Here is a 21,870-nt window from a genome sequence, read left to right as displayed (position 1 = left end):
CACCACTATGAATTTAAAAATGTTTTTATATCTATTCGCAATAAGTCTTAGCTTGCCTTCTTTTGGTCAAGATGTACCTCAAGACTATTTTAAGTCGCCTTTAGATATTCCTTTATTGCTTTCAGGGACGTTCGGAGAGTTGCGGTCTAATCATTTCCACGCGGGAATGGATATTAAAACGAAAGGAACGACTGGACTTTCTGTTCATGCTTCGGCGGAGGGCTATGTCGGAAGAATAAAGATTCAACATGGTGGTTATGGAAAAGCCTTATATATATATCACCCCAACGGCTATCAAAGCGTATATGCCCACTTGGACAACTTTTCACCAGAAATTGAAAAACTGGTCAAAGAACAACAGTATCAAAAAGAGTCTTATGAAATTGAACTTTTTCCAGAGGAATCTGACCTAAAGGTTTCTCAGGGTCAAACTATTGCTTTTAGTGGTAATTCTGGATCTAGCGGAGGCCCGCATTTACACTTTGAGATTAGAGATTATCAATCTAAACCGATGAACCCGTTCTTATTTGGTTTCGAAGAGATCGAGGATTCTCAGAAACCAAATGTTTTTGCCTTACATAGCTATGCAATAGGAAAAGACTCTCATGTCAATGGAAGTTCTGGCAGGAAACAACTCAAATTGATACAAAAAAACAATGGTGATTTCATGACCGAAACAATCAAGGTCCATGGAGATATTGGTTTTGGTATTGAAGTTACAGACAGACTTGACTTAAGTTATAATAAAAATGGAGTGTATTCTATTAAAACCAAACTGAATGGAAGACCTATTTTTGAAAATACATTTGATAAATTTTCATTTTATGAGACCCGATACATTAATCGACTAATAGATTTTGAATTTTATAAAACCGAAAAACGTAAAATTCACAAACTTTTTGTGGAACCCAATAACCCATTAAGTGTATATACCGATGCTTATAACCAAGGACTAGTAAGTGTTTTTAAAGATAGCCTTAACCAGCAATTTGAAATTGAAGTTTCAGATTTTAAAGGTAATACCCAATCCATTACTATTCCTATAGAAAGTGACTTTAGAGTAGGTATTGAGCCCAACACACAAAAAGAAACTGAATATTTAGCCAAAGCTGATGCTGCTAGTATTTTTGAAGAAGGTAAAATTGATATCTATATTCCTAAAAATGCTCTTTATGAAGACACCTATTTAGAAATTAAAATAGAAGGCTTAAGTGTAGATTTACATACCTATACAACTCCACTTCACAAGTCAGCCACTATTGGATTTGATGTAAGTCAATTTTCTCAAGAAGATCAAGGCAAGCTATATATCGCTCAAGTTAATCCTTGGGGTGGTCAATATTATGTGAGTACTTACAAAAAGAAAGATAGGCTTACCACTAGGACCAATCAATTTGGAAGCTATGCTTTGTTTGAAGACTCTACGCCTCCTAGCATAAAGCCTAAGAATTTTAAGGATAAGCAGTGGGTATCAAATTTTAGATATTTAGAACTGGAAATAAATGATGAAGAAACTGGAATAGATAGCTATAGAGCGACCGTAAATGGTAAATTTATTTTGATGGAATACGATTATAAGACCAATACTTTAATTTATGATTTTAACGATGATAAAATTTCTGATACTAAAAATGAATTAAAAGTCGTTGTTACTGATAAAGTTGGGAATACTTCTATATTTGAAGCAGAATTCTCCAGAAAAAACTAATACTCTATATCTTGAACTATTTTTACGCATTCCTTTTTGTTATAATAACTTCTTCTGTCTTTTCCCAAACAGCCACCGTGCAAGGAATTATTTTCGATGAAAGTAGAAACCCTATTGCTTTTGCGAATGTGAGTACTTCTCAAAGCGGGACAGTAAGTAATTCCAATGGATTTTATCAACTAAAAATCGCTGCTGAACAAACTTTAGAATTGAAAATATCCTACGTAGGGTTTAAGCCGATTACCGTAAAACTCAATTTGAAAAATAATCAGGTCGAAGAACTTAACTTTATCCTTAAAACCAGTATTGAACAAATTGGAGAGGTTATTCTTCAAAATGATGGAAGAACAAGAATCGAAGGGATTACCACATTGGATCCAGAAACCATCAGAAAAATTCCAGGGGCCAATGCCGGTGTCGAAAATTTGCTGAAAACCTTACCTGGGGTCAATTCCAACAACGAATTAAGCACTCAGTATTCTGTAAGAGGAGGGAATTTTGATGAAAATTTAGTGTATGTCAATGATATTGAAATCTATAGACCTTTTTTAATAAGAAGCGGTCAACAAGAAGGATTGAGTTTTGTGAATACCGATTTGGTTCGAAATGTTGAGTTTTCAGCTGGCGGATTTAAAGCTAGGTACGGAGATAAGATGTCTTCGGTTTTGGATATCGAGTACAGAAGGCCTGTCAATTTTGGAGGTAGTTTTGAAGCGAGTTTTCTTGGAGGAAGCGCCTCTGTAGAAGGTGTTTCTAAAAACAAGAAACTTTCTGCCATAGTTGGGATGCGCTATCGAGACAATTCTTTATTCGTAAATGCAAATGAAACTGAAGCCAATTTTAAGCCCAGATTTGCAGACGTCCAAACCTTCTTAACTTATCAATTCAATCCCAAATTTGAAGTCAGTTTTTTAGGAAATATAGCTGTAAACTCTTACAGTTATGAGCCATTTACCAGACAGACTAATTTTGGAACTATAGACGATCCTCAAGCTTTATTGATTTTTTATGAAGGTGAAGAAGAAAGCCTTTACGAAACCTATCTTGGAGCGTTTAAAGCGACCTATAAACCCAACGATAGCTATACAGGAAAGTTCATTGCTTCAGCTTACCATACTAAAGAACAAGAGTATTTTGATATTTTAGCAAATTACAGATTAGGAAGTGTGAGTACAGATTTTGGGGATGGTAATTTAGGTGAAGTTGAGTTTACTGAAGGAGCAGGTTCTCAATTCACTCACGCAAGAAATAATCTAGATGCTTTAATCTTTAATCTTCAACATTTAGCTAGTCATCAAATTGATGACCACCTGATCGAATATGGGGCTAGATATTCCCATGAAGACATTAGAGACCGTTTACAAGAGTATGAAGTCATTGACTCTGCTGGATTTAGTGTTCGTCCTCCACTACCTGATTTTGCAAACGATCAGCCCTACAATCCCTTTGAGGCTCCTCTTGAAGCATTCCAAAGCATAAGAGCAATTAACTTTACAAAAATCGACAGAATTACAGCCTTTTTACAATGGAGTTATAGAACTCGCCTAGGGAATTCTAAAGTATGGATGAATGCTGGAATAAGAAGCCAAGCTTGGAGAGTTTCAGGAGAAGGGATTCAATCCAACACCCAGCAAGTGGTGAGCCCGAGAGGTCAAATTTCCATAAAACCAGATTGGGATAAAGACATGGTTTTCCGTCTTTCTGGAGGTTTTTATCATCAACCACCATTCTATAGGGAATTACGAGATTCTACCGGAACAGTCATTCCCGATGTAAAAGCTCAAGAATCTATACATATTGTTGCTGGAAACGATTATAGTTTTAAACTTTGGGATAGACCTTTCAAACTGGTGACTGAAGGCTATTATAAAAAACTCAATAATGTAAATCCTTATACAATCGAAAACGTAAGATTACGTTACCGAGCACGAAATGATGCCGAAGCTTATGCTTACGGATTAGATATGCGCCTCAATGGAGAATTTGTTCCTGGAACAGAAAGCTGGTTTAGTTTTGGTTATTTAAAAACTGAAGAACGCCAAGGCGATCGGGAATATATCGCTCGACCTACAGACCAACGTCTCAAATTTGCAGCCTTGTTCCAAGATTATGTGCCTAATATTCCAAAATTGAAATTATACCTCAACTTGGTCTATAATACTGGACTTCCAGGAGGATCGCCTCAGTTTGAAGACCCTTACGATTACCAGAGTAGATTACCCGATTATCAACGACTAGATGTTGGATTCTTTTATGCCTTAAAGGAGGCTAACGACACTTTTAAAGAAAACCACTGGCTGAATATATTTGAAAGCTTGGATGTTGGTTTTGAAATTTTTAATATGTTCGACAGGTTGAATTCTATCACCAATACTTTTGTAAGAGATTCCTCCTCTAGAAATCAATTTGCAATTCCAAACTTTTTGAGTCCTCGGGTCTTTAACTTAAAACTATCCGCTAGCTTTTGAAGTTGATAAGCTTTTCAAAGTTGAGACCACGTAGTCCAATTCTTCTTTGGTCGTGTATTTAGAGAAAGAGAATCTTAATCCCGGATACTCTAAATTCTCACCGTACACCTCATTTAAAACAAAAGAGCCAAGTTGAGCTCCACTTTGGCATGCACTTCCTTTGGAACAGGCAATACCTTTAAGGTCTAATTGGAAAAGCATCATATCAGATTCCGCCTGTGAGAGCGGAATACTCACATTTACTAAGGTGTAGGTACTTTTATCCAAATCGCCAGAATATCCATTAAATCTTACATCAGGAATAGCTTCGCTTAGAGTTGATATAAAATAACTTTTTAAAGATTTAATATAAGTTGCTTCCTTCTCAAGGTTGGCATATGCAAGTTCCATAGCTTTCTGTAAACCAACGATGTTATGGATACTTTCGGTGCCTGCTCTTAACTCACGTTCTTGAGAACCTCCGTGTATTAGTGGTTTAAGTTGAGCTCTGTTTTTTACATACATAAATCCAGCTCCTTTAGGGCCGTGAAATTTATGAGCACTTACCGCAATAAAATCCACAGGAAGTTGCGATAAATTCATTTCATAATGACCAACAGATTGTACGGTATCGCTATGGAAATACGCCGCATAGGTTTGGCATAATTCGCCAACTGCCTTGAGATCTAATATATTTCCAATCTCATTATTGATATGCATTAAGGACACTAGGGTTTTTGAGTCTGCATCTGATTTTAATAAAGTTTCCAAGTGAGAAAGGTCTACAGAACCATGCTCATCAAGATTTACAAAATCCAATTTTATTCTGTTCTCAAGGTCTAAAAATTCCACACAATTTAAGACCGCATGGTGTTCAATTTTGGAAGAAATAATACGAGTGACTCCTAGATCTCTAACTGCACAATTTATAGCTGTATTATCGGCTTCGGTTCCTCCAGATGTAAACACAATACTAGAGGAAGGGACATGAAGTAAAGCAGAAATTGACTTTCTAGCGTTTTCTAAAGCTGCTTTTGCCTTTCTTCCAAAGGCATGCGTCGATGAAGGATTTCCGAAGTTGGTTTGCATGCTTTCATGCATAACAGAAATCACATCTTTATCTAGTTGAGTAGTTGCAGCATTGTCCAAATAAACTGTATCCATTCTATTCCCTTTATTATATCACAAAAGTAAATCAAATATATATGGAATCGCTCAAGTGTTTTATATTTGAATTCATTTTAAGACTATGCAAAGACTATTTTTATTATCAATTCTAAGTTTATTAATTTTCTCTTGCGATGATGGAGATATCATCGTCAGCGATTTCAATTTTGATCAAAACTCAGCACTCAATTTATGTGAATTTGAAGGTGATAGAAAAGTCTTGCATATCATTACTGAATCCAATGAAGCTATTTCCCTAACTTTTGATAAAAACATTTTAGAAAATGTTGAAAATGTTATAAACCCTGGAACTTTCTCAGTCACCATAAATAATTCTAATCGCATCAATTATAGACGATTAAATGGCCGTGTTGAAAGTAGCAATTACTTTTGCCAAGAGATTCCTCCCAGTGAACCTTCAGTTATTGAAGAATTTACCAGTACCACAGGTGGAAACGTGGAGTTTACCATTACAAGAGCATCAGATTCAGGAGTAGATACCGATGGTGACGGGATAGACGATATAGATGAACAAGGTCCAGATAATAATATCTTCAATTACGATACGGACGGGGATGGTATACCCAATTTCTTGGATATAGATGACGATAATGATAATGTACTCACTAACGTGGAAATTGAAATTGATATAGATTTTGGAATTGAGTTAGATACCGATGGCGATGGTATTCCAGATTACCTCGACCCTGATGATGACGGCGATGGAGTAATTACTAGGTATGAAGACTTAAATGCTTTTGAAGAAGGCACTCCAGAGGAACCTGTTTTAAACCCAGTAAACGATGACACCAATGATAACGGTATTCCCAATTATTTAGACGAAACAGTTTCTGAAAGTTTGATTATTGAAGCTTTTAGGGAAAATAGAGTTTCAAGACAATTTAATATTACGGTCGTTTTTAATGATATTACTTTAGAAAACACAACTACCGAAAGGACTATTCGTTTAAGTTCCCAAGGCTTTGGAGTTTTTACTTTTAGAACGGATGATGAAATCTTAGAATTCAGATAAGCCTTAGGTCTTGCAAATTTGAGTCAGCATACCGTTAAAAATGAAAAAATGAAATGGTAGCATAGAATACCAATATAACCTTCCAATAAGTCCTTTAGGTCTAAACGTAGCATTTTGATGAACTACATTCTCCTCATCTATATAGAACTCTAACCAAGCTTCCCCAGGAACTCTCATTTCTGCAAAAAGCAAAAGTCGTCGCTCTTCTTTATCGGCCATCAAAACTCTCCAAAAATCCAAAGAATCTCCAGGATTTATTTTATCTGGATTAGTTCTTCCTCTACGTAGCCCTACACCACCTGCTAGTTTGTCAAAATAACCGCGAATTTTCCAAAGTGTGTTCGCGTAATACCAACCGTTTTTACCACCAATGGCCCAAATTTTTTCTAGAGCTTTTTCAGGATCATCTGCTTTCATCTGTTGATGATCGTGTAAACATCCAAACTTAGGAACTTTGATATATTTGTTCAAATCCTTTTGAGAATATCTACTACTTACTTTTGAATCTCTCCAGCTAGAAATAACTTGATTCTGTTCTATTTTTACAAAAGCCATTTCTATGGCTTCTTCGTAAGTGTGAGGTTTTATACCTAAAATATCTTGCAATCTGTGATCTTTTGCAATCACATTTACTCGCATGCTATCGACAAGATTAGAAGCTAATTTATAGGAAGTTGACGTTACAAAGTATAACCAATAGGATGATAGTTTTGGGGTCATAACGGGAACATTAACGATGGTAAGACTTAATTCTCTCACCTTTGCATAATTTTTCATCATATCCTTATAAGACAAGACGTCTGGACCACCAATATCGAAAGAATCATCATAAGTCTCTTCCTTTCCTATCACACCAATCAGAAATTGCAAAACATCCCTTATCCCAATGGGTTGGCATTTTGTATTTACCCATTTAGGAGTAATCATTAAAGGTAATTTCTCACATAAATCTCTTATAATTTCAAACGAAGCACTCCCCGATCCCACTATTATTCCTGCTCTTATTACCGTAAGGTGATAATCGCCTTTATAAAGAATACTTTCTACATTTTTGCGGGATTCCAAATGTTTTGAAAGGTTATCTTCATTCACAATTCCACTTAGAAAGATCACCTGCTTGACTTGGGTTTCTTTCATGTAGGTGTTAAAATGATTGGCCGTGATTTGTTCTTTTTCAGAAAAATCTGATGTTGAACTGGACATAGAATGGACTAGATAATAGGCCACATCAATATCTTTTGGAATAAGATTAGGCTTCACTTCATCTAGCAAATCCATCTCTATGATGTCAATCCTTTCTTTGGTTTCTTTATCGACGGAGAGTCGGTCGGCACTTCTTACAGCACAAACCACCTGGTGACCTTGGTCAAGCAATAAAGGCAAAACTCTCATCCCTATGTAACCGTTAGCCCCTGTGAGAAGTATTTTCATGTATTAATAGTTTTCAAAATCACTCGAAAAGTTGTCAGCCTTATATTTCAAGATTTTCTTTAAAAAATCATGATTACGCTTTTCCTTAGCTTCTACCTTAATAAAATAGTTGTCTTTATAAATGGAATACACTTTGGATTGTCCTTTATACAGCTTCAACTTATAATAAGGAATCACTAGAGCATAGGTTTCGAGTAAGGATCTGAAGGTAACAATAATCCCTTTAGGTCTCATTTCTACTCCACAGATATTCATATTATTGTCTAAGACAAGCAAGTTATGGATCTGTATACTAGTGGAGTGAATGTGGAGTTTACCAGACCCAATGCCATTCATTTTTAATCTATCCAAAAAGGTAAAAGGTTGGCCTACTTCAGTGTTGATTTGTTGTTTAATTTTAGGCCTATTGTAGGAAACATTTAAAAGCATTTTTATTTTAAATATACTGAATTCGATGCTTACATCTTGAAATGACCTCTAATTTTTAGATTATATTTGCAACTGAAACACCTTATTCATGACTCTAGAAGCGCAACTTTCTAAATATATTACCAAATACATCCAAGACAACCACGACATCGATGTCCAATCATTTGAATTTCAACTCACTAGAAAGGAATTTAAAGGTGATTTGACCTTGGTCGTTTTCCCTTTATTAAAACATATTAAAACCAATCCTGTTCAACTCGGTGAACAAATTGGAGACTACCTATCAAAAAACTCGAGTTTGGTGTCTGAATTTAATGTTGTTAAGGGGTTTTTGAATTTATCCTTAACTGAATTTTACTTTGCAGATCTTGTGAATACAATGAGTCAGGATGAAAATTTTGGATTCAGAAAAGTCACGCCTACTAGTCAAAAAGTAATGGTCGAGTATTCTTCGCCGAACACCAACAAGCCTTTACATCTCGGACACATCCGAAATAACTTACTAGGCTTTTCAGTCGCTGAAATTCAAAAAGCTGCTGGTAAACACGTCTATAAAACACAAATTATCAACGATCGTGGTATCCACATCTGTAAAAGTATGCTGGCTTGGCAAAAATACGGTGATGGTGAAACCCCAGAATCTTCTGGCGTCAAAGGCGATCACTTGGTCGGAAGATATTATGTTGAATTTGATAAGGCCTATAAATCTGAAATCAAAAATTTACTAAAAGAGGGAAAAACAGAAGAAGAAGCTAAAAAACAAGCTCCTATTTTACTCGAAGCCCAAAATATGCTTAAACTTTGGGAAGCAGGAGATCCTGAAGTTGTAAAACTTTGGAAAACCATGAACCAATGGGTGTATGATGGGTTCGAAACTACTTATGCAAACCTAGGAGTCGATTTTGATAAAAATTATTACGAAAGCGATACTTATCTTTTAGGTAAGGATCATATAAAAAGTGGCTTAGAAACTGGTGTTTTCTTTACCAAAGACGATGGCAGTGTTTGGATTGATCTATCGGATGATGGCTTAGATGAAAAGATAGTTCTTAGATCTGATGGTACCGCCGTTTATATGACTCAGGATATTGGTACAGCGATACAACGTGTGACCGATTACGATATTGACGAAATGATATACACGGTAGGAAATGAGCAGGATTACCATTTCAAAGTACTCTTTCTGATTTTAAAAAAGCTTGGTTTCGAGTGGGCAGAACACCTTTATCATTTGAGTTATGGGATGGTCGATTTACCAAGCGGAAAAATGAAAAGCCGTGAAGGTAAGGTGGTAGATGCAGATGACTTGATTGAAGAAATGACCTCAACTGCCAAATCTATTTCTCAGGAGTTAGGAAAACTTGAAGGCTACGATGACGATGAAAAAAACAAGTTGTATAAGATGATTGGTTTAGGTGCTTTAAAATATTATATTCTTAAAGTAGATCCAAAAAAGAGAATCTTATTTGACCCTAAAGAGTCGGTAGACTTTCAAGGAAATACAGGACCGTTTATTCAGTACACTTACGCCAGAATTCAATCGATCTTAAGAAAGGGAAAAAAAGACTCGAAAGACTTGAATCTTTCTACTTACGAATTCAATAGCAAAGAGAAAGCTTTAATCAAAATTTTAAACCAGTTTCCTGAACTTGTACAGCAAGCTGCAGATCAATATAGTCCTGCGCTTATCGCCAATTACGTGTACGATCTCGTTAAAGAATTCAATTCTTTTTATCAGAATGTATCCATTCTTGGAGCAGACGAGGAATACCAAATTGAATTTAGAGTAGAGCTGGCTCGATTGGTGGGAGAAGTCATCCAGAAAAGTTTTAAGGTTCTTGGAATCGAGGTACCAAACCAGATGTAAAGTAAGTTTGTTTTATAAGCTGATATATTAAGCTACCTCCTAGCAGCTTAAGTTGTCGTTCTGAGCTGAATTGAATGAGCAGACAAGTGTATTTCAGAATATAAAACATCGATGTCCATCCAATTAAAAATCAAGAAACCCCCAATCCAAAATTTCTGGAGACAGAGGTTTCTTAGTGTTAGAAAAACACCTTAAGACAGTTTCTTTTTCTTTACAAAGGAATATTCCCATGTTTTCGTTTAGGTCTTGGCACGTCTTTATGTTCTAACATGGCAAAAGCTTTTAATAACTTCCTACGGGTATCTCTTGGCATAATCACCTCATCTATAAACCCACGCTGAGCAGCCTTAAACGGATTTGCAAAGGTTTCTGCATATTCAGCTTCCTTTTCAGATAATTTCAATTCTGAATCTTCAGCATCCTGTATTTCTTTTCTGAAAATAATTTCACTGGCCCCTTTCGCCCCCATCACAGCAATTTCTGCTGTTGGCCAAGCAAAATTGAGATCGGCTCCAATATGCTTAGAGTTCATCACATCATAAGCACCGCCATAAGCTTTCCTAGTAATAACAGTGACTCTTGGAACTGTGGCTTCGCTTAAGGCATAAAGCAACTTGGCACCATGAAGTATAATACCATTCCATTCCTGGTCGGTTCCTGGCAAAAAACCTGGTACATCTACAAGAACTAATAGAGGGATGTTGAAAGCATCACAAAACCTAACGAACCTCGCTGCTTTTTTAGAAGCATCAACATCTAAAACCCCTGCTAAACTCATTGGCTGATTAGCCACAATACCTACACTTCTTCCGCCCAGTCTTGAAAATCCAACTAAAATATTTTCTGCGTAATTTTTATGCACTTCAAAAAATGAGTCCGTATCGATAATTCCTTTAATGACATCATGCATATCATAAGGTTTATTTGGACTATCGGGAATTAAACTATCTAATTCCTCACGAATCTCATCTTCAAGTGTAACTTTTACCTTTTCGGCAGTTTCCGTATTATTTTGCGGAATGTAACTCAATAACTTTTTGATGTGTTCCAAACATTCTACATCATTAATAGATGTAAAATGAGTCACCCCAGATTTAGTAGAATGCGTGCTAGCCCCACCAAGTTCTTCGGAAGTAACTTCTTCATTGGTCACTGTTTTTACAACATTGGGGCCTGTTACAAACATATAGCTTGTATTTTCTACCATAAGCGTAAAATCGGTCATAGCTGGAGAGTAGACGGCGCCTCCTGCACATGGTCCCATTATAGCAGAAATCTGAGGGATGACTCCCGAAGCCTGAACATTTCTATAGAAAATATCGGCATATCCACCAAGTGAACGGACTCCTTCTTGAATTCTAGCACCTCCAGAGTCATTTAAGCCAATGATGGGCGCTCCAACTTTTAGCGCATGGTCCATCAATTTACAGATTTTCTCAGCGTGAGTTTCTGATAATGCTCCGCCAAAGACAGTAAAATCTTGTGCATAAACATACACGAGCTTGTCATTAACAGTTCCATAACCCGTCACTACTCCATCTCCATAATAAATTTGCTTTTGCATATCAAAATCAGTCGTCCTGTGAGTCACTAGAGCTCCGATTTCTTCAAAAGAACCTTCGTCCAAAAGATAATCGACCCGCTCTCGAGCAGTCAATTTCTTTTTGGCATGTTGTTTTTCTATACGCTTTAAACCTCCACCGAGCTTGGCTTTCTCGAGTTTATCCTGAAGTATTTTTATGTTTTTATTCATTGGTTTTAGTTTCTGATGTGACTTCCGGTAATCTTAGTTTTTTTTGATCGGCTTGATACTGTTTCATAGCCATTAAAGCAGCTAAATAGGCTTCTTCTTTCACCTCTTCTTCAAGGACTTCTGGAGTATAATAATTCTTAACGAAATGAGTATCAAAATCCCCAGAACGGAAAGCTTCATGATTAAAAACAAATTTTCCGAAGGGTAAAGTCGTAGCAACTCCTCTTACTTCATAGAGATTTATAGCCTCAAGCATCAGCTGTAAAGCTTCTTCCCTATCTTTCCCGTAGGTGACTAATTTTGACAACATAGGGTCGTAATAAATAGGTATTTCCATTCCTTCTTCAAAACCATCATCCACTCGTATGCCTGGTCCTGATGGTTTTCTATAACGTTCTAGTGTGCCTACACTTGGTAAGAAATCATCTGTTGGATCCTCAGCATAAACACGGAGTTCTAAAGCATGGCCCCTAATTTTTAAGTCTTTTTGAGAAAAGCCTAAAACTTCACCTCTAGCAATTCTTATTTGTTGCTCCACGAGATCAATTCCAGAAATCAATTCTGTAACGGGATGTTCCACTTGCAAACGCGTATTCATTTCTAAAAAGTAGAAGTTTTTCTTTTCATCCATAAGAAACTCAACCGTTCCAGCACCCACATAATCACAAGACTTCGCTACGTCAATAGCCGCTTGTCCCATTTTTTCTCTCAATTGAGGAGTCAGAATAGTGGAAGGCGCTTCTTCTACCACTTTTTGATGCCTTCGTTGAACAGAACATTCTCTTTCAAATAAATGCAGAACATTACCATGGGTATCTGCCAGAATTTGAATTTCGATATGTCTAGGAGAACCTACATATTTTTCAATAAAAACAGCGCCATTTCCAAAAGCAGACTCTGCTTCACTGATAGCTCTTTTCATCTGTTCTTCAAGTTTAGCTTCTTCCTCAACCACACGCATTCCTTTTCCACCACCACCTGCAGAAGCTTTTATGAGAATAGGATAACCTATTTCCTTAGCGATTTCTTTAGCTTTAGCGGTATTCGTAATGGCTTCATCTATTCCTGGAACCATAGGAATATCATAAGTTTTAACCGTTTCTTTGGCTGAAAGCTTATCTCCCATAATTCTAATAGCATGGGATCTTGGTCCTATAAAAGTGATTCCGTTTTGTTCTACTTTTTCTGCAAAATCTGCATTTTCACTTAAGAACCCGTAACCAGGATGTATCCCATCCACAGAAAGTGACTTGGCAATTTCTATAATTTTATCTCCTAATAAATAGGATTGATTGGAAGGAGCTGGCCCCACACAAATCGCCTCATCTGCGAATCTCACATGAGGTGCATTTCTATCGGCTTCAGAAAAGATAGCAACGGTTTTGATTCCCATTTGTCTTATGGTTTTCATTACACGTAAAGCGATCTCTCCTCTATTAGCAACTAATATTTTTTTCATTACTGCGTATTTTTATTCCATTTCAATTAAAACTTCATTTTTAGTGACGGTCTTCCCTTTAGCGATACTTATGGATTTTATCACTGCATCACGTGGAGCTAAAATGGTATTTTCCATTTTCATAGCTTCCAAAACTAAAAGATTATCGCCTTCTTTAACTTCTTGCCCTTCTGATACCATGATATCTAGAATCATTCCTGGCATTGGGGCTTTTACATCGTTTATGACTTTTGAGGCAGCTAAAGAAAGTCCCATATCCTTTATAAGGACATCCAATTCATTGGAGATTTCAACTTTATAAAGATTGGAGTTAATTTTTACCGTGTACGTTCTATTTAGAAAATCAGATTTTATGATTTTAGAAGTTACCGATTTATGATTCACTAATAAATGATATGCCCCTTCCGAAGTTTTTTGAACATCTAGATCTTGAATCTGATCTTGCGTAAATTCAAATTCGTGAGTATCATTTACTCTAGCGTTAAGCAAATGTTTCATAGTTTTAAAGAATTTGAGGTAAATATAATAGATTTTGAATAGGATTTCCGTTTCAAAGTAGTTTAGACAACTTATAAAAATTAAATTCTAAACTATTTCACAGCTTAATTTATCTTAGAAAACTTCTGTAGCAAAAGTTTTAATAATCATAGAACAGGACGTTTTTCCAAAAAAGAATTCGGCCTGTAGAAATTCTCTTAGATTTTGCTGTGAAAACCATCGAATTCATTCTAATGCTTATATTTGCCCGACATATTTACATTCATGCAACATAAAGATCTTCCAGTAAAACCTTATGCCACTAATTTTGGAGTTATCTTCGGTGGTTACTCCATATTAATTATGGTTTTGCTCTATGCGTTCAATCTGGAAACGAACACAGCCATCTCTATTTTTAATTTTATAATTACGGTAGCTATCGTCTGGTATGCCATTCATCTCTACAAAATTGATAATGAAGGGCAAATTGATTTAACGACTTCCATAAAGTTAGGTCTTGCTATTGGAGTTATTGGAGGTTTAATTTACGGCGGGTATAATTACATTCATTATGAATGGATAGAACCTGAGCTCATTACAGAAATGAAAATGAATACCGAAGCAGAAATGGAAGCCCTAATTGAACAGCAGCAAATGAGTGAAGAAGAAGCCCAAATGACTAGAGATATGTCGGGAGTTTTTGCTTCTCCTTTTACACTAGCTACCATAAGCCTACTCTCTATTATTTTCAAGACTTTTCTAGTGGGTCTTATCGTAGGTATGGTTAAACGAAATAATTGATAGACCATGGATATATCAATTGTTATTCCTCTACTAAATGAGTCTGAGTCGCTCTTTGAGTTACAGTCTTGGATTAATTCTGTGATGGAAAAACATGGGTTTACTTACGAAATCATTTTCATTAATGACGGGAGCACCGATGATTCCTGGGAAATCATAAAACAACTTCACTCTGAATTTGATAGCGTTAAAGGTATTAATTTCAATAAAAACTACGGAAAATCTCAAGCCTTACATGCAGGATTTATTGAAGCTAAAGGGAAGGTCGTGATTACTATGGATGCCGACTTACAAGATAATCCTGAAGAAATCCCAGAGCTATACAAACTTATTACTGAAGAGAATTACGATCTCATCTCTGGTTGGAAAAAGAAAAGATACGATTCCATTGTTTTTAAAAATTTACCTTCAAAACTCTTTAATAAAGCTGCAAGATGGACTTCTGGGTTGAAACTTCACGATTTCAATTGTGGACTTAAAGCCTATAAACTTCAAGTTGTAAAGCATATTAATGTAAACGGAGAAATGCATCGCTATATCCCAGTTTTGGCTAAGCAGGCAGGGTTTTCAAAAATTAGTGAAAAAGTAGTCCAACATCAAGCTAGAAAATATGGAAAAACCAAATTTGGTGCAGAACGATTTATCAACGGCTTTTTAGATCTGGTAACACTTTGGTTTTTTGCAAAATTTGGTAAGCGACCTATGCATTTTTTCGGAGCCATAGGAGTTTTGATGTTTTTAGTAGGCCTCCTTTCTGCTATTTGGATAGGATCTTCTAAATTATACAAGCTTTGGAATGGGCTACCAAATATCTTGGTTGTGGATAATCCTTGGTTTTACATAGCTTTGTCAGCTATGATTATAGGTGTCCAAATGTTTTTGGCTGGTTTTTTAGGAGAGTTAGTGTTAAGAACAAAAAGTAATCAAAAACGATATTTAATTTCAGAAAAAATTTAAAAAAAATATAATGAGCAATTTTTTAGATAAAGCAAAAGAGTGGCTTACCGGGACCTTCGATAAAACTACCAATAAAAATGTTCAAGACTTAATCGATTCTAAATCAGAGCTACTAGAGGAAAGTTTTTTCCAAGATCTAGGTTTTGGCACTGGTGGAATGCGCGGTATAATGGGAGTTGGAACCAACAGAATAAACAAATACACCTTAGGTAAAAACACTCAAGGGATTTCAAATTATATGAAATCTGTCTTTCCAGATGAGAAACTAAAAGTTGTCATAGCTTTCGATTGCAGGTATAATAGTAAGGAATTTGCTTATCAAGTAGCAGATGTCTTTTCTGCCAATGGGATACAGGCCTATATTTTTCCTGAATTGAGACCTACTCCTATTCTCTCCTATTCGGTAAGACACCTTGGATGCCAATGTGGGATCATGCTTACGGCAAGTCACAATCCACCAGAGTATAATGGATATAAGGTCTATTGGAAGGATGGAGGACAGCTCGTTCCACCTCAAGATTTGGAAATTATCTCTGAAATAAATGCATTGAATTTCTCTGACATTAATTTTGATAGCCAATCAGATTTAATTGAAGTCTTAAACGATTCTGTAGAAAAAGCATACCTGAAAAAAGCAGTGGAAAATGTAAATTTCAATCTTCCTGCTGAGTCCAAAAAAAATCTCAACATCACTTTTACCTCTTTGCATGGGACCTCTATTACAACAGTTCCTCAATTACTTGAAAAAGCAGGTTACTCCAACTTAAACTTGGTCTCTTCTCAATCTGAACCGGATCCTGAATTTCCAACGGTTAAATCTCCAAATCCTGAAGAGCCTGAAGCTTTGGAACTCGCTATAAAATTAGCTAACGAAAAACAGAGCGATCTAGCTATAGGAACCGACCCTGACGGGGACCGATTAGGTATTGCCGTAAGAAATAGAAAAGGGGAACTCGCCTTGCTCAATGGCAACCAAACTATGGTGCTCATGACCTGGTACCTACTCGAGAAAATGAAAGAAAGCCATAGTTTAAAAGAGTCTCACTTTATTGCCTCCACAATAGTATCTACGCCATTAATGAGAGTATTGACTGAAGCTTATGGAGTAAAATATATGGAAAGCCTAACAGGCTTTAAGTGGATTGCAAAATTAATACAAGACAATCCTACATTAGATTATATTGGTGGTGGTGAAGAAAGTTTTGGTTATATGGTAGGTGATTTTGTTAGAGACAAGGACGCCAATACGGCCATATTACTGGTTTGTGAAATGGCTGCAGAATTAAAGTCAAAAGGATCTTCTGTTTACGAACAGCTCATCGATATTTACATAGAGCATGGTTTTTTTAAAGAACATTTAGTGTCTCTCGTCAAACGTGGAATGGAAGGAGCTCAAGAAATAAAAGCTAAAATGATAGAGTTACGTAATAACCCACCTAAAGAGATTGACGGAGAAGAAGTGGCGCTTATTGAAGACTATCAAACTTCAATAGCTAAAAACATCCAATCCCATGAGACGCATAACATCAACCTGCCAAAATCTAATGTTTTAATTTACTATACAGAAAACGGGACTAAAGTCGCTGCTAGACCCAGTGGAACAGAGCCGAAAATTAAATTCTATATCAGTGTAAATTCAACTCTAAAAACAAAAAGTGATTTTGAAGAGATCGATTCAGAATTGTCTTCAAAAATTGAACGTATAAAAGCCGACTTAGGTATTTAAAAATCAGAATAACACTAAATGAATTATTTTAAAAAAATACTTCGCTTTGCGAAACCTTATAAGAAATATGCAGTGCTTAACATCATTGCCAATGTCTTTTATGCTCTATTCAGCGCTTTATCATTTATAGCTCTTATTCCTATGTTGGATGTGCTTTTTAATGGAAAAGATGCAACAAAAATTACTGAGCCACCAGTTTACAATGGCATCGGTAAAGCCCAAGATTACTTTAAAGACTATTTGTCATTTCAAGTCAATGAGTACGCCCAAGATGATGTTTCCATTGCTTTGATTTTGGTCATTAGTTTGGTGATCGTCTTATTTTTTCTTAAAAATATTTCAAACTACATCGCCATGTATTTTATAACCTTTCTTAGGAATGGCACATTGAAAGACTTGCGAAATGCCCTTTACAAGAAAACCATAGAATTGCCTCTTTCTCATTATTCTGAAAAGCGAAAAGGAGATACCATTGCTAGAATTACCAGCGATGTTTTAGAAATACAACACTCGTTTTTATCTATTTTAGAATTGATTGTAAGAGAACCCCTCACTATTTTATTCACCATTGGAGCGATGTTATTCATTAGCCCAGAGTTAACTGTTTTTGTTTTTATTTTTATTCCCATCTCTGGATTTATCATTTCATTAATAGGGAAATCTTTAAAGAAAAAGTCGGATAAAGTACAGCAAGAACAGGGTTTGTTTTTATCGATTTTGGAAGAAACCTTAGGGGGGCTCAAAATCATCAAGGGCTTTAATGCAGAATCCATTTTCTACACCAAGTTTAAATCTTCCACCCAAAATTTTAACGATTTTTCCAATAAATTACTAAACCGACAAAATTTAGCTTCGCCTGCTAGCGAATTTTTAGGAATAAGTGTTATTGCTGTTTTATTATGGTATGGAGGGACAATGGTTTTAGTCGGCGAGACTCTAGACGGACCTATGTTTATAGCCTATATGGGCCTTGCCTATAATGTTTTAACGCCTGCAAAGGGCATTTCAAAAGCCTTCTATAATGTAAAGAAAGGAAATGCAGCGGCAGAGCGTGTTTTAGAAATTTTAGAAACAGAAAACAGCATTACAGATGCAGATAAGGCTATTGATAAAACTGAATTTAACTCTGAATTGACTTTAGAAAATATTTCATTCAAATATGAAAATGAATACGTCCTGAAGAATTTTCAAGCCACGGTCAAAAAAGGAAAAACAGTAGCTCTGGTTGGACAATCTGGAAGTGGGAAATCTACTATTGCTAATTTGGTTACCCGATTTTATGACATCGCTGAAGGTGAAATAAAAATTGACGGTATCAATATTAAAGACATGTCACAAAGTTCTTTGAGAGGACTTATGGGCTTAGTCACTCAAGATTCAATTTTGTTCAACGATACCATTAAAGAAAATTTAAAAATTGGAAAACCCAATGCTACCGATGAAGAATTAATAGCCTCTCTGAAAATCGCAAATGCATATGAGTTTGTAAAAGAACTCCCTAAAGGCATGGATACCAATATTGGAGATAGTGGAGGGAAATTAAGTGGTGGACAAAAGCAACGTCTATCCATCGCTAGAGCGGTTCTCAAAAACCCACCTATCATGATTTTGGATGAAGCGACTTCCGCTCTAGACACTGAAAGCGAACAACTTGTCCAAAAAGCTTTAGAAAACATGATGAAAAATAGAACGTCTATAGTAATAGCCCATCGCTTATCTACGATTAAAAATGCTGACACCATTATTGTCATGCATCAAGGAGAAATTGTGGAGCAAGGAAGACATGATGAATTGATTGCCAATAAAGGAGTCTATAAAAAATTGGTTAATATGCAGTCTTTTGAATAAGCAATACTATTGAAAGAGAACGAAATCATAGACCATTTACAAAAAGGCACCAAGACTAATGAGGCCTTTCAAGCCCTTATCTCTGAGCATAAGGTGAGATTGTATTGGCACATAAGGACTATTGTAAAGTTACATGAAGATGCCGATGATGTATTACAAAATACGTTTATAAAAGTTTTTAAAAATATAAAATCGTTTAAAGGCGACAGCAAGCTTTTTAGTTGGATGTATAGAATCGCTACCAACGAGTCCATTACGTTTTTGAACAAAAAAGCCAAAAAGCTGAAACTTTCAGACCAAGAACTCAATGATTTTTTAATTGATTCTTTAGAAAGTGATGTTTATTTTGAAGGAAGTGAGATACAACTTCAACTTCAAAAAGCTATTGATACCCTGCCTCAACAGCAAAAAACTGTTTTTAATATGCGTTACTTTGAAGATATCCCTTACGAGGAAATGTCGGAAATCCTAGGTTCAAGTGTTGGAGCATTAAAGTCTAACTATCACCATGCCAGAAAGAAAGTAGAAAAATTTTTGAAGCAAGATTAAACTTTCAAATCAAATTATGGTCTAAAGTATAGATGAAACATAAATCACATATAAACATAAGCAAATCAGGGTTTAAAGTTCCGGAAGGCTACTTCGATTCCGTTGATCAAACTATGGCTTCTAAAGTAAAATCAAAATCAGAAAATAGCAACTTCGGGTATAAAGTACCTGAGAGTTACTTTAATGATTTTAGCCTTGCAGTACCTTCAAAAGAAAGCTCTACCAAAGTTATAAAGCTTAAAGAGTTAAGCAAGTGGTTAGCAGCAGCGTCTATACTAGCATTTGCAGTACTTAGCGCTCTATATATTGATGATATAAGTCCGGATGAAAATCTTCAATTTTCTGATTTGGATAGAGATATGATTGAAGATTATCTAGACTACACTATGGAGAATCCTGAAGACTTTATTGAATATGAAAATACATCATCGATTAATACCATCGTAAATGATAATATCGTTAACTTAAAAGATAATGATATCTTAGAGTATTTAAATGATGAAATCGAAGATCAAGATTTTGAAAATGACTAGAAAAAAAATAATTATTACACTGTGTCTATTAACTTTAAGCTTTTTTGTAAAAGCCCAAGACAAAGACACTGAGCAAATAGAACAGTTGAAAATTGCATTTTTTACTGAAAAATTAAACCTATCTGCTAAAGAAGCAGTAAGGTTTTGGCCCGTCTATAATAAGCATAACAAGCGTTATGAAGAATTGAGAAAAAACAAATGGTCTAACATAAAATCCAAATTAGAAAAAATCGAAACATTAAGCCAAAAAGAGGCTGAAGTTTTACTAGACGATTATCTAGCTTACAAGCAGGCTAGAGTTGGCCTGCGAGAGGATTTTGTAAATAACCTAAAAGCGGTCATCACTTCCAAGCAAATCATGATGCTTAAAAAAGCTGAATATGATTTCAATAAAAAACTTTTGAAACAATACCAATCTGATAAGTCATCTAACGAGTAAATATCTATTTTTGCAGATTAAACCATAATCATGCGCTTACATAGAAATTTAGTCTTTGCCGTTATAGATACACTTCACCTTATCTTCAATGAAGATAAATATGCGGATAAGGAAATCTCCAATACATTAAAGCGAGATAAACGCTGGGGAGCAAGAGATCGAGGCTTCATAGCAGAAACCACTTACGATATCGTAAGATGGAAAAGACTATATTCTGAAATTGCAGACGTAAACCCTCCCTACTCTAGACCTAACCTATTTAGACTCTTTACGGTCTGGGCGACCTTAAAAGGTATAGAAATCCCAGATTGGAAACAGTTTGAGGATACTCCTACACGAAGGATTAAAGGCCGTTTTGACGAGCTTTCAAAAATCACAAAATATGCTGAATCCATTCCAGATTGGTTAGATGAACTTGGCCGAAAAGAATTAGGAAAACTGTGGGAAAGTGAAATCCATGCCTTAAACGAACAAGCGAAAGTAATTTTAAGAACCAACACACTTAAGATCACTCCCAAAAAACTTCAACTGATACTAGATGAGGAATTTATACCTACTAAATTAATAAAAGGATATCCTGAGGCCTTAGAGCTTTATGAAAGAGCAGATGTTTTTAAAACTGAAGCTTTCAAAAAAGGATTCTTTGAAGTGCAAGATGCATCGTCACAGAAGGTAGCACACGCCTTAAAACTTGAGCCTGGCTTAAGAGTTATTGATGCTTGCGCAGGTGCTGGAGGCAAAACTCTACACATCGCTGCTTTAATGGAAAACAAAGGCCAAGTTATCGCTATGGATATCTATGGCAATAAACTTAAAGAGTTAAAACGCAGAGCGAAACGTGCTGGAGCTCATAACTTGGAAACTAGAGAAATAGACTCCACAAAGGTCATAAAGAAATTACATGATTCTGCAGACCGCGTACTTATTGACGCTCCCTGTACAGGCTTAGGTGTTCTCCGACGAAATCCTGATGCTAAGTGGAAGCTAACTCCAGAATTTCTAAAGGAAATTAGAGAAAAACAACAAAACTTGCTCTTGGACTATAGTAAAATGGTAAAGCCAGGGGGTCTATTGGTATATGCTACATGCTCTATTTTACCTACAGAGAATCAAGTTCAAGTACAGGATTTCTTAAACTCACCCGAAGGTGAATTCTTTCAACTTGATAAAGATGAAAAAATCCTAGCCCACAAATCAGGATACGATGGGTTTTATTATGCAGTCCTCAAAAATACTAAATCGTAAA

At 35.8% G+C, this 21,870-nt stretch carries 18 protein-coding genes; 12 read left to right on the top strand and 6 right to left on the bottom strand.

The window, feature by feature from the left end; all coding sequences use genetic code 11:
• The first annotated feature begins 7 nt into the window (after nt 1-7).
• Both PGOND44_RS03215 and PGOND44_RS03210 read left to right on the top strand, forming a co-directional pair.
• A complete protein-coding gene (locus PGOND44_RS03215; protein ID WP_003436598.1) occupies nt 8-1,708 on the top strand; it encodes a M23 family metallopeptidase in 1,701 nt (566 codons plus the stop codon).
• Nucleotides 1,709-1,719: 11 nt separating this feature from the next.
• On the top strand, nt 1,720-4,176 hold the full coding sequence (locus tag PGOND44_RS03210; protein ID WP_003436573.1) for a TonB-dependent receptor: 2,457 nt from the start codon (nt 1,720-1,722) through the stop codon (nt 4,174-4,176).
• On the opposite strand, the gene PGOND44_RS03205 is transcribed toward PGOND44_RS03210, so the two are convergent.
• Nucleotides 4,159-5,319 (bottom strand): cysteine desulfurase family protein, encoded by a 1,161-nt coding sequence (locus tag PGOND44_RS03205; RefSeq protein WP_003436570.1) that lies wholly within the window; start codon nt 5,317-5,319, stop codon nt 4,159-4,161. The genes PGOND44_RS03210 and PGOND44_RS03205 overlap by 18 nt on opposite strands.
• Before the next feature lie 85 nt (nt 5,320-5,404).
• Between PGOND44_RS03205 and PGOND44_RS03200 the strand changes: the two genes are divergently transcribed.
• Nucleotides 5,405-6,355: a hypothetical protein gene (locus tag PGOND44_RS03200; RefSeq protein ID WP_003436567.1), complete on the top strand. Its 951-nt coding sequence runs from the start codon at nt 5,405-5,407 to the stop codon at nt 6,353-6,355.
• A gap of 3 nt (nt 6,356-6,358) precedes the next feature.
• On the opposite strand, the gene PGOND44_RS03195 is transcribed toward PGOND44_RS03200, so the two are convergent.
• Together PGOND44_RS03195 and PGOND44_RS03190 are read right to left on the bottom strand one after the other, a co-directional pair.
• A complete protein-coding gene (locus tag PGOND44_RS03195; protein ID WP_003436563.1) occupies nt 6,359-7,786 on the bottom strand; it encodes an SDR family oxidoreductase in 1,428 nt (475 codons plus the stop codon).
• A 3-nt stretch (nt 7,787-7,789) separates the two neighbouring features.
• Entirely contained in the window at nt 7,790-8,215 is a 426-nt protein-coding gene (locus PGOND44_RS03190; RefSeq protein ID WP_003436559.1) for a hypothetical protein, read from the bottom strand.
• Between the two features lie 88 nt (nt 8,216-8,303).
• Here PGOND44_RS03190 and argS point away from each other — a divergent pair, with 88 nt between their 5' ends.
• Complete coding sequence (gene argS / locus PGOND44_RS03185; protein WP_003436557.1) at nt 8,304-10,082, top strand: arginine--tRNA ligase; 1,779 nt, start codon at nt 8,304-8,306, stop codon at nt 10,080-10,082.
• Between the two features lie 211 nt (nt 10,083-10,293).
• Here the strand turns inward: argS and PGOND44_RS03180 are convergent, their stop codons facing one another.
• From PGOND44_RS03180 to PGOND44_RS03170, 3 genes are read right to left on the bottom strand one after another with little or no spacing between them, the layout of a single operon-like run.
• Nucleotides 10,294-11,835 (bottom strand): acyl-CoA carboxylase subunit beta, encoded by a 1,542-nt coding sequence (locus PGOND44_RS03180; protein WP_003436554.1) that lies wholly within the window; start codon nt 11,833-11,835, stop codon nt 10,294-10,296.
• On the bottom strand, nt 11,828-13,294 hold the full coding sequence (accC, locus tag PGOND44_RS03175; protein ID WP_003436552.1) for an acetyl-CoA carboxylase biotin carboxylase subunit: 1,467 nt from the start codon (nt 13,292-13,294) through the stop codon (nt 11,828-11,830). Before accC ends, PGOND44_RS03180 begins: the two co-directional genes overlap by 8 nt.
• A gap of 12 nt (nt 13,295-13,306) precedes the next feature.
• Nucleotides 13,307-13,792 (bottom strand): biotin/lipoyl-containing protein, encoded by a 486-nt coding sequence (locus tag PGOND44_RS03170; RefSeq protein WP_003436551.1) that lies wholly within the window; start codon nt 13,790-13,792, stop codon nt 13,307-13,309.
• 264 nt (nt 13,793-14,056) lie between these two features.
• Between PGOND44_RS03170 and PGOND44_RS03165 the strand changes: the two genes are divergently transcribed.
• From PGOND44_RS03165 to PGOND44_RS03130, 8 genes are read left to right on the top strand one after another with little or no spacing between them, the layout of a single operon-like run.
• Nucleotides 14,057-14,572, top strand: coding sequence for a DUF4199 domain-containing protein (locus tag PGOND44_RS03165; RefSeq protein WP_003436549.1), 516 nt, complete (start codon nt 14,057-14,059; stop codon nt 14,570-14,572).
• A 6-nt stretch (nt 14,573-14,578) separates the two neighbouring features.
• A complete protein-coding gene (locus tag PGOND44_RS03160) occupies nt 14,579-15,529 on the top strand; it encodes a glycosyltransferase family 2 protein (RefSeq protein ID WP_003436548.1) in 951 nt (316 codons plus the stop codon).
• A 10-nt stretch (nt 15,530-15,539) separates the two neighbouring features.
• Entirely contained in the window at nt 15,540-17,255 is a 1,716-nt protein-coding gene (locus PGOND44_RS03155; RefSeq protein ID WP_003436546.1) for a phospho-sugar mutase, read from the top strand.
• Between the two features lie 18 nt (nt 17,256-17,273).
• Complete coding sequence (locus PGOND44_RS03150) at nt 17,274-19,103, top strand: ABC transporter ATP-binding protein (protein ID WP_003436544.1); 1,830 nt, start codon at nt 17,274-17,276, stop codon at nt 19,101-19,103.
• A 9-nt stretch (nt 19,104-19,112) separates the two neighbouring features.
• Nucleotides 19,113-19,652: an RNA polymerase sigma factor gene (locus PGOND44_RS03145; RefSeq protein WP_003436541.1), complete on the top strand. Its 540-nt coding sequence runs from the start codon at nt 19,113-19,115 to the stop codon at nt 19,650-19,652.
• A 32-nt stretch (nt 19,653-19,684) separates the two neighbouring features.
• Nucleotides 19,685-20,185, top strand: coding sequence for a hypothetical protein (locus PGOND44_RS03140; RefSeq protein ID WP_003436539.1), 501 nt, complete (start codon nt 19,685-19,687; stop codon nt 20,183-20,185).
• On the top strand, nt 20,178-20,624 hold the full coding sequence (locus PGOND44_RS03135) for a hypothetical protein (protein WP_040555725.1): 447 nt from the start codon (nt 20,178-20,180) through the stop codon (nt 20,622-20,624). The genes PGOND44_RS03140 and PGOND44_RS03135 overlap by 8 nt, the downstream gene beginning before the upstream one ends.
• 30 nt (nt 20,625-20,654) lie before the next feature.
• Nucleotides 20,655-21,869 (top strand): RsmB/NOP family class I SAM-dependent RNA methyltransferase, encoded by a 1,215-nt coding sequence (locus PGOND44_RS03130; RefSeq protein WP_003436534.1) that lies wholly within the window; start codon nt 20,655-20,657, stop codon nt 21,867-21,869.
• The last annotated feature ends 1 nt before the right edge of the window (nt 21,870 follow it).

This window comes from Psychroflexus gondwanensis ACAM 44 (assembly GCF_000355905.1).
Taxonomy (GTDB): domain Bacteria; phylum Bacteroidota; class Bacteroidia; order Flavobacteriales; family Flavobacteriaceae; genus Psychroflexus; species Psychroflexus gondwanensis.
The sequence above is the reverse complement of the archived record's forward strand: the minus strand, read 5'-3'. Positions and strand labels throughout refer to the sequence as shown.

Bases quoted from the DNA above. Each gene is read 5' to 3' on its own strand.
- PGOND44_RS03215 (WP_003436598.1), top strand. From the start codon at position 8: ATGAATTTAAAAATGTTTTTATATCTATTCGCAATAAGTCTTAGCTTG.
- PGOND44_RS03205 (WP_003436570.1), bottom strand. From the start codon at position 5,319: ATGGATACAGTTTATTTGGACAATGCTGCAACTACTCAACTAGATAAA.
- PGOND44_RS03200 (WP_003436567.1), top strand. From the start codon at position 5,405: ATGCAAAGACTATTTTTATTATCAATTCTAAGTTTATTAATTTTCTCT.
- PGOND44_RS03195 (WP_003436563.1), bottom strand. From the start codon at position 7,786: ATGAAAATACTTCTCACAGGGGCTAACGGTTACATAGGGATGAGAGTT.
- PGOND44_RS03190 (WP_003436559.1), bottom strand. From the start codon at position 8,215: ATGCTTTTAAATGTTTCCTACAATAGGCCTAAAATTAAACAACAAATC.
- argS (WP_003436557.1), top strand. From the start codon at position 8,304: ATGACTCTAGAAGCGCAACTTTCTAAATATATTACCAAATACATCCAA.
- PGOND44_RS03180 (WP_003436554.1), bottom strand. From the start codon at position 11,835: ATGAATAAAAACATAAAAATACTTCAGGATAAACTCGAGAAAGCCAAG.
- accC (WP_003436552.1), bottom strand. From the start codon at position 13,294: ATGAAAAAAATATTAGTTGCTAATAGAGGAGAGATCGCTTTACGTGTA.
- PGOND44_RS03170 (WP_003436551.1), bottom strand. From the start codon at position 13,792: ATGAAACATTTGCTTAACGCTAGAGTAAATGATACTCACGAATTTGAA.
- PGOND44_RS03165 (WP_003436549.1), top strand. From the start codon at position 14,057: ATGCAACATAAAGATCTTCCAGTAAAACCTTATGCCACTAATTTTGGA.
- PGOND44_RS03160 (WP_003436548.1), top strand. From the start codon at position 14,579: ATGGATATATCAATTGTTATTCCTCTACTAAATGAGTCTGAGTCGCTC.
- PGOND44_RS03155 (WP_003436546.1), top strand. From the start codon at position 15,540: ATGAGCAATTTTTTAGATAAAGCAAAAGAGTGGCTTACCGGGACCTTC.
- PGOND44_RS03150 (WP_003436544.1), top strand. From the start codon at position 17,274: ATGAATTATTTTAAAAAAATACTTCGCTTTGCGAAACCTTATAAGAAA.
- PGOND44_RS03140 (WP_003436539.1), top strand. From the start codon at position 19,685: ATGAAACATAAATCACATATAAACATAAGCAAATCAGGGTTTAAAGTT.
- PGOND44_RS03135 (WP_040555725.1), top strand. From the start codon at position 20,178: ATGACTAGAAAAAAAATAATTATTACACTGTGTCTATTAACTTTAAGC.
- PGOND44_RS03130 (WP_003436534.1), top strand. From the start codon at position 20,655: ATGCGCTTACATAGAAATTTAGTCTTTGCCGTTATAGATACACTTCAC.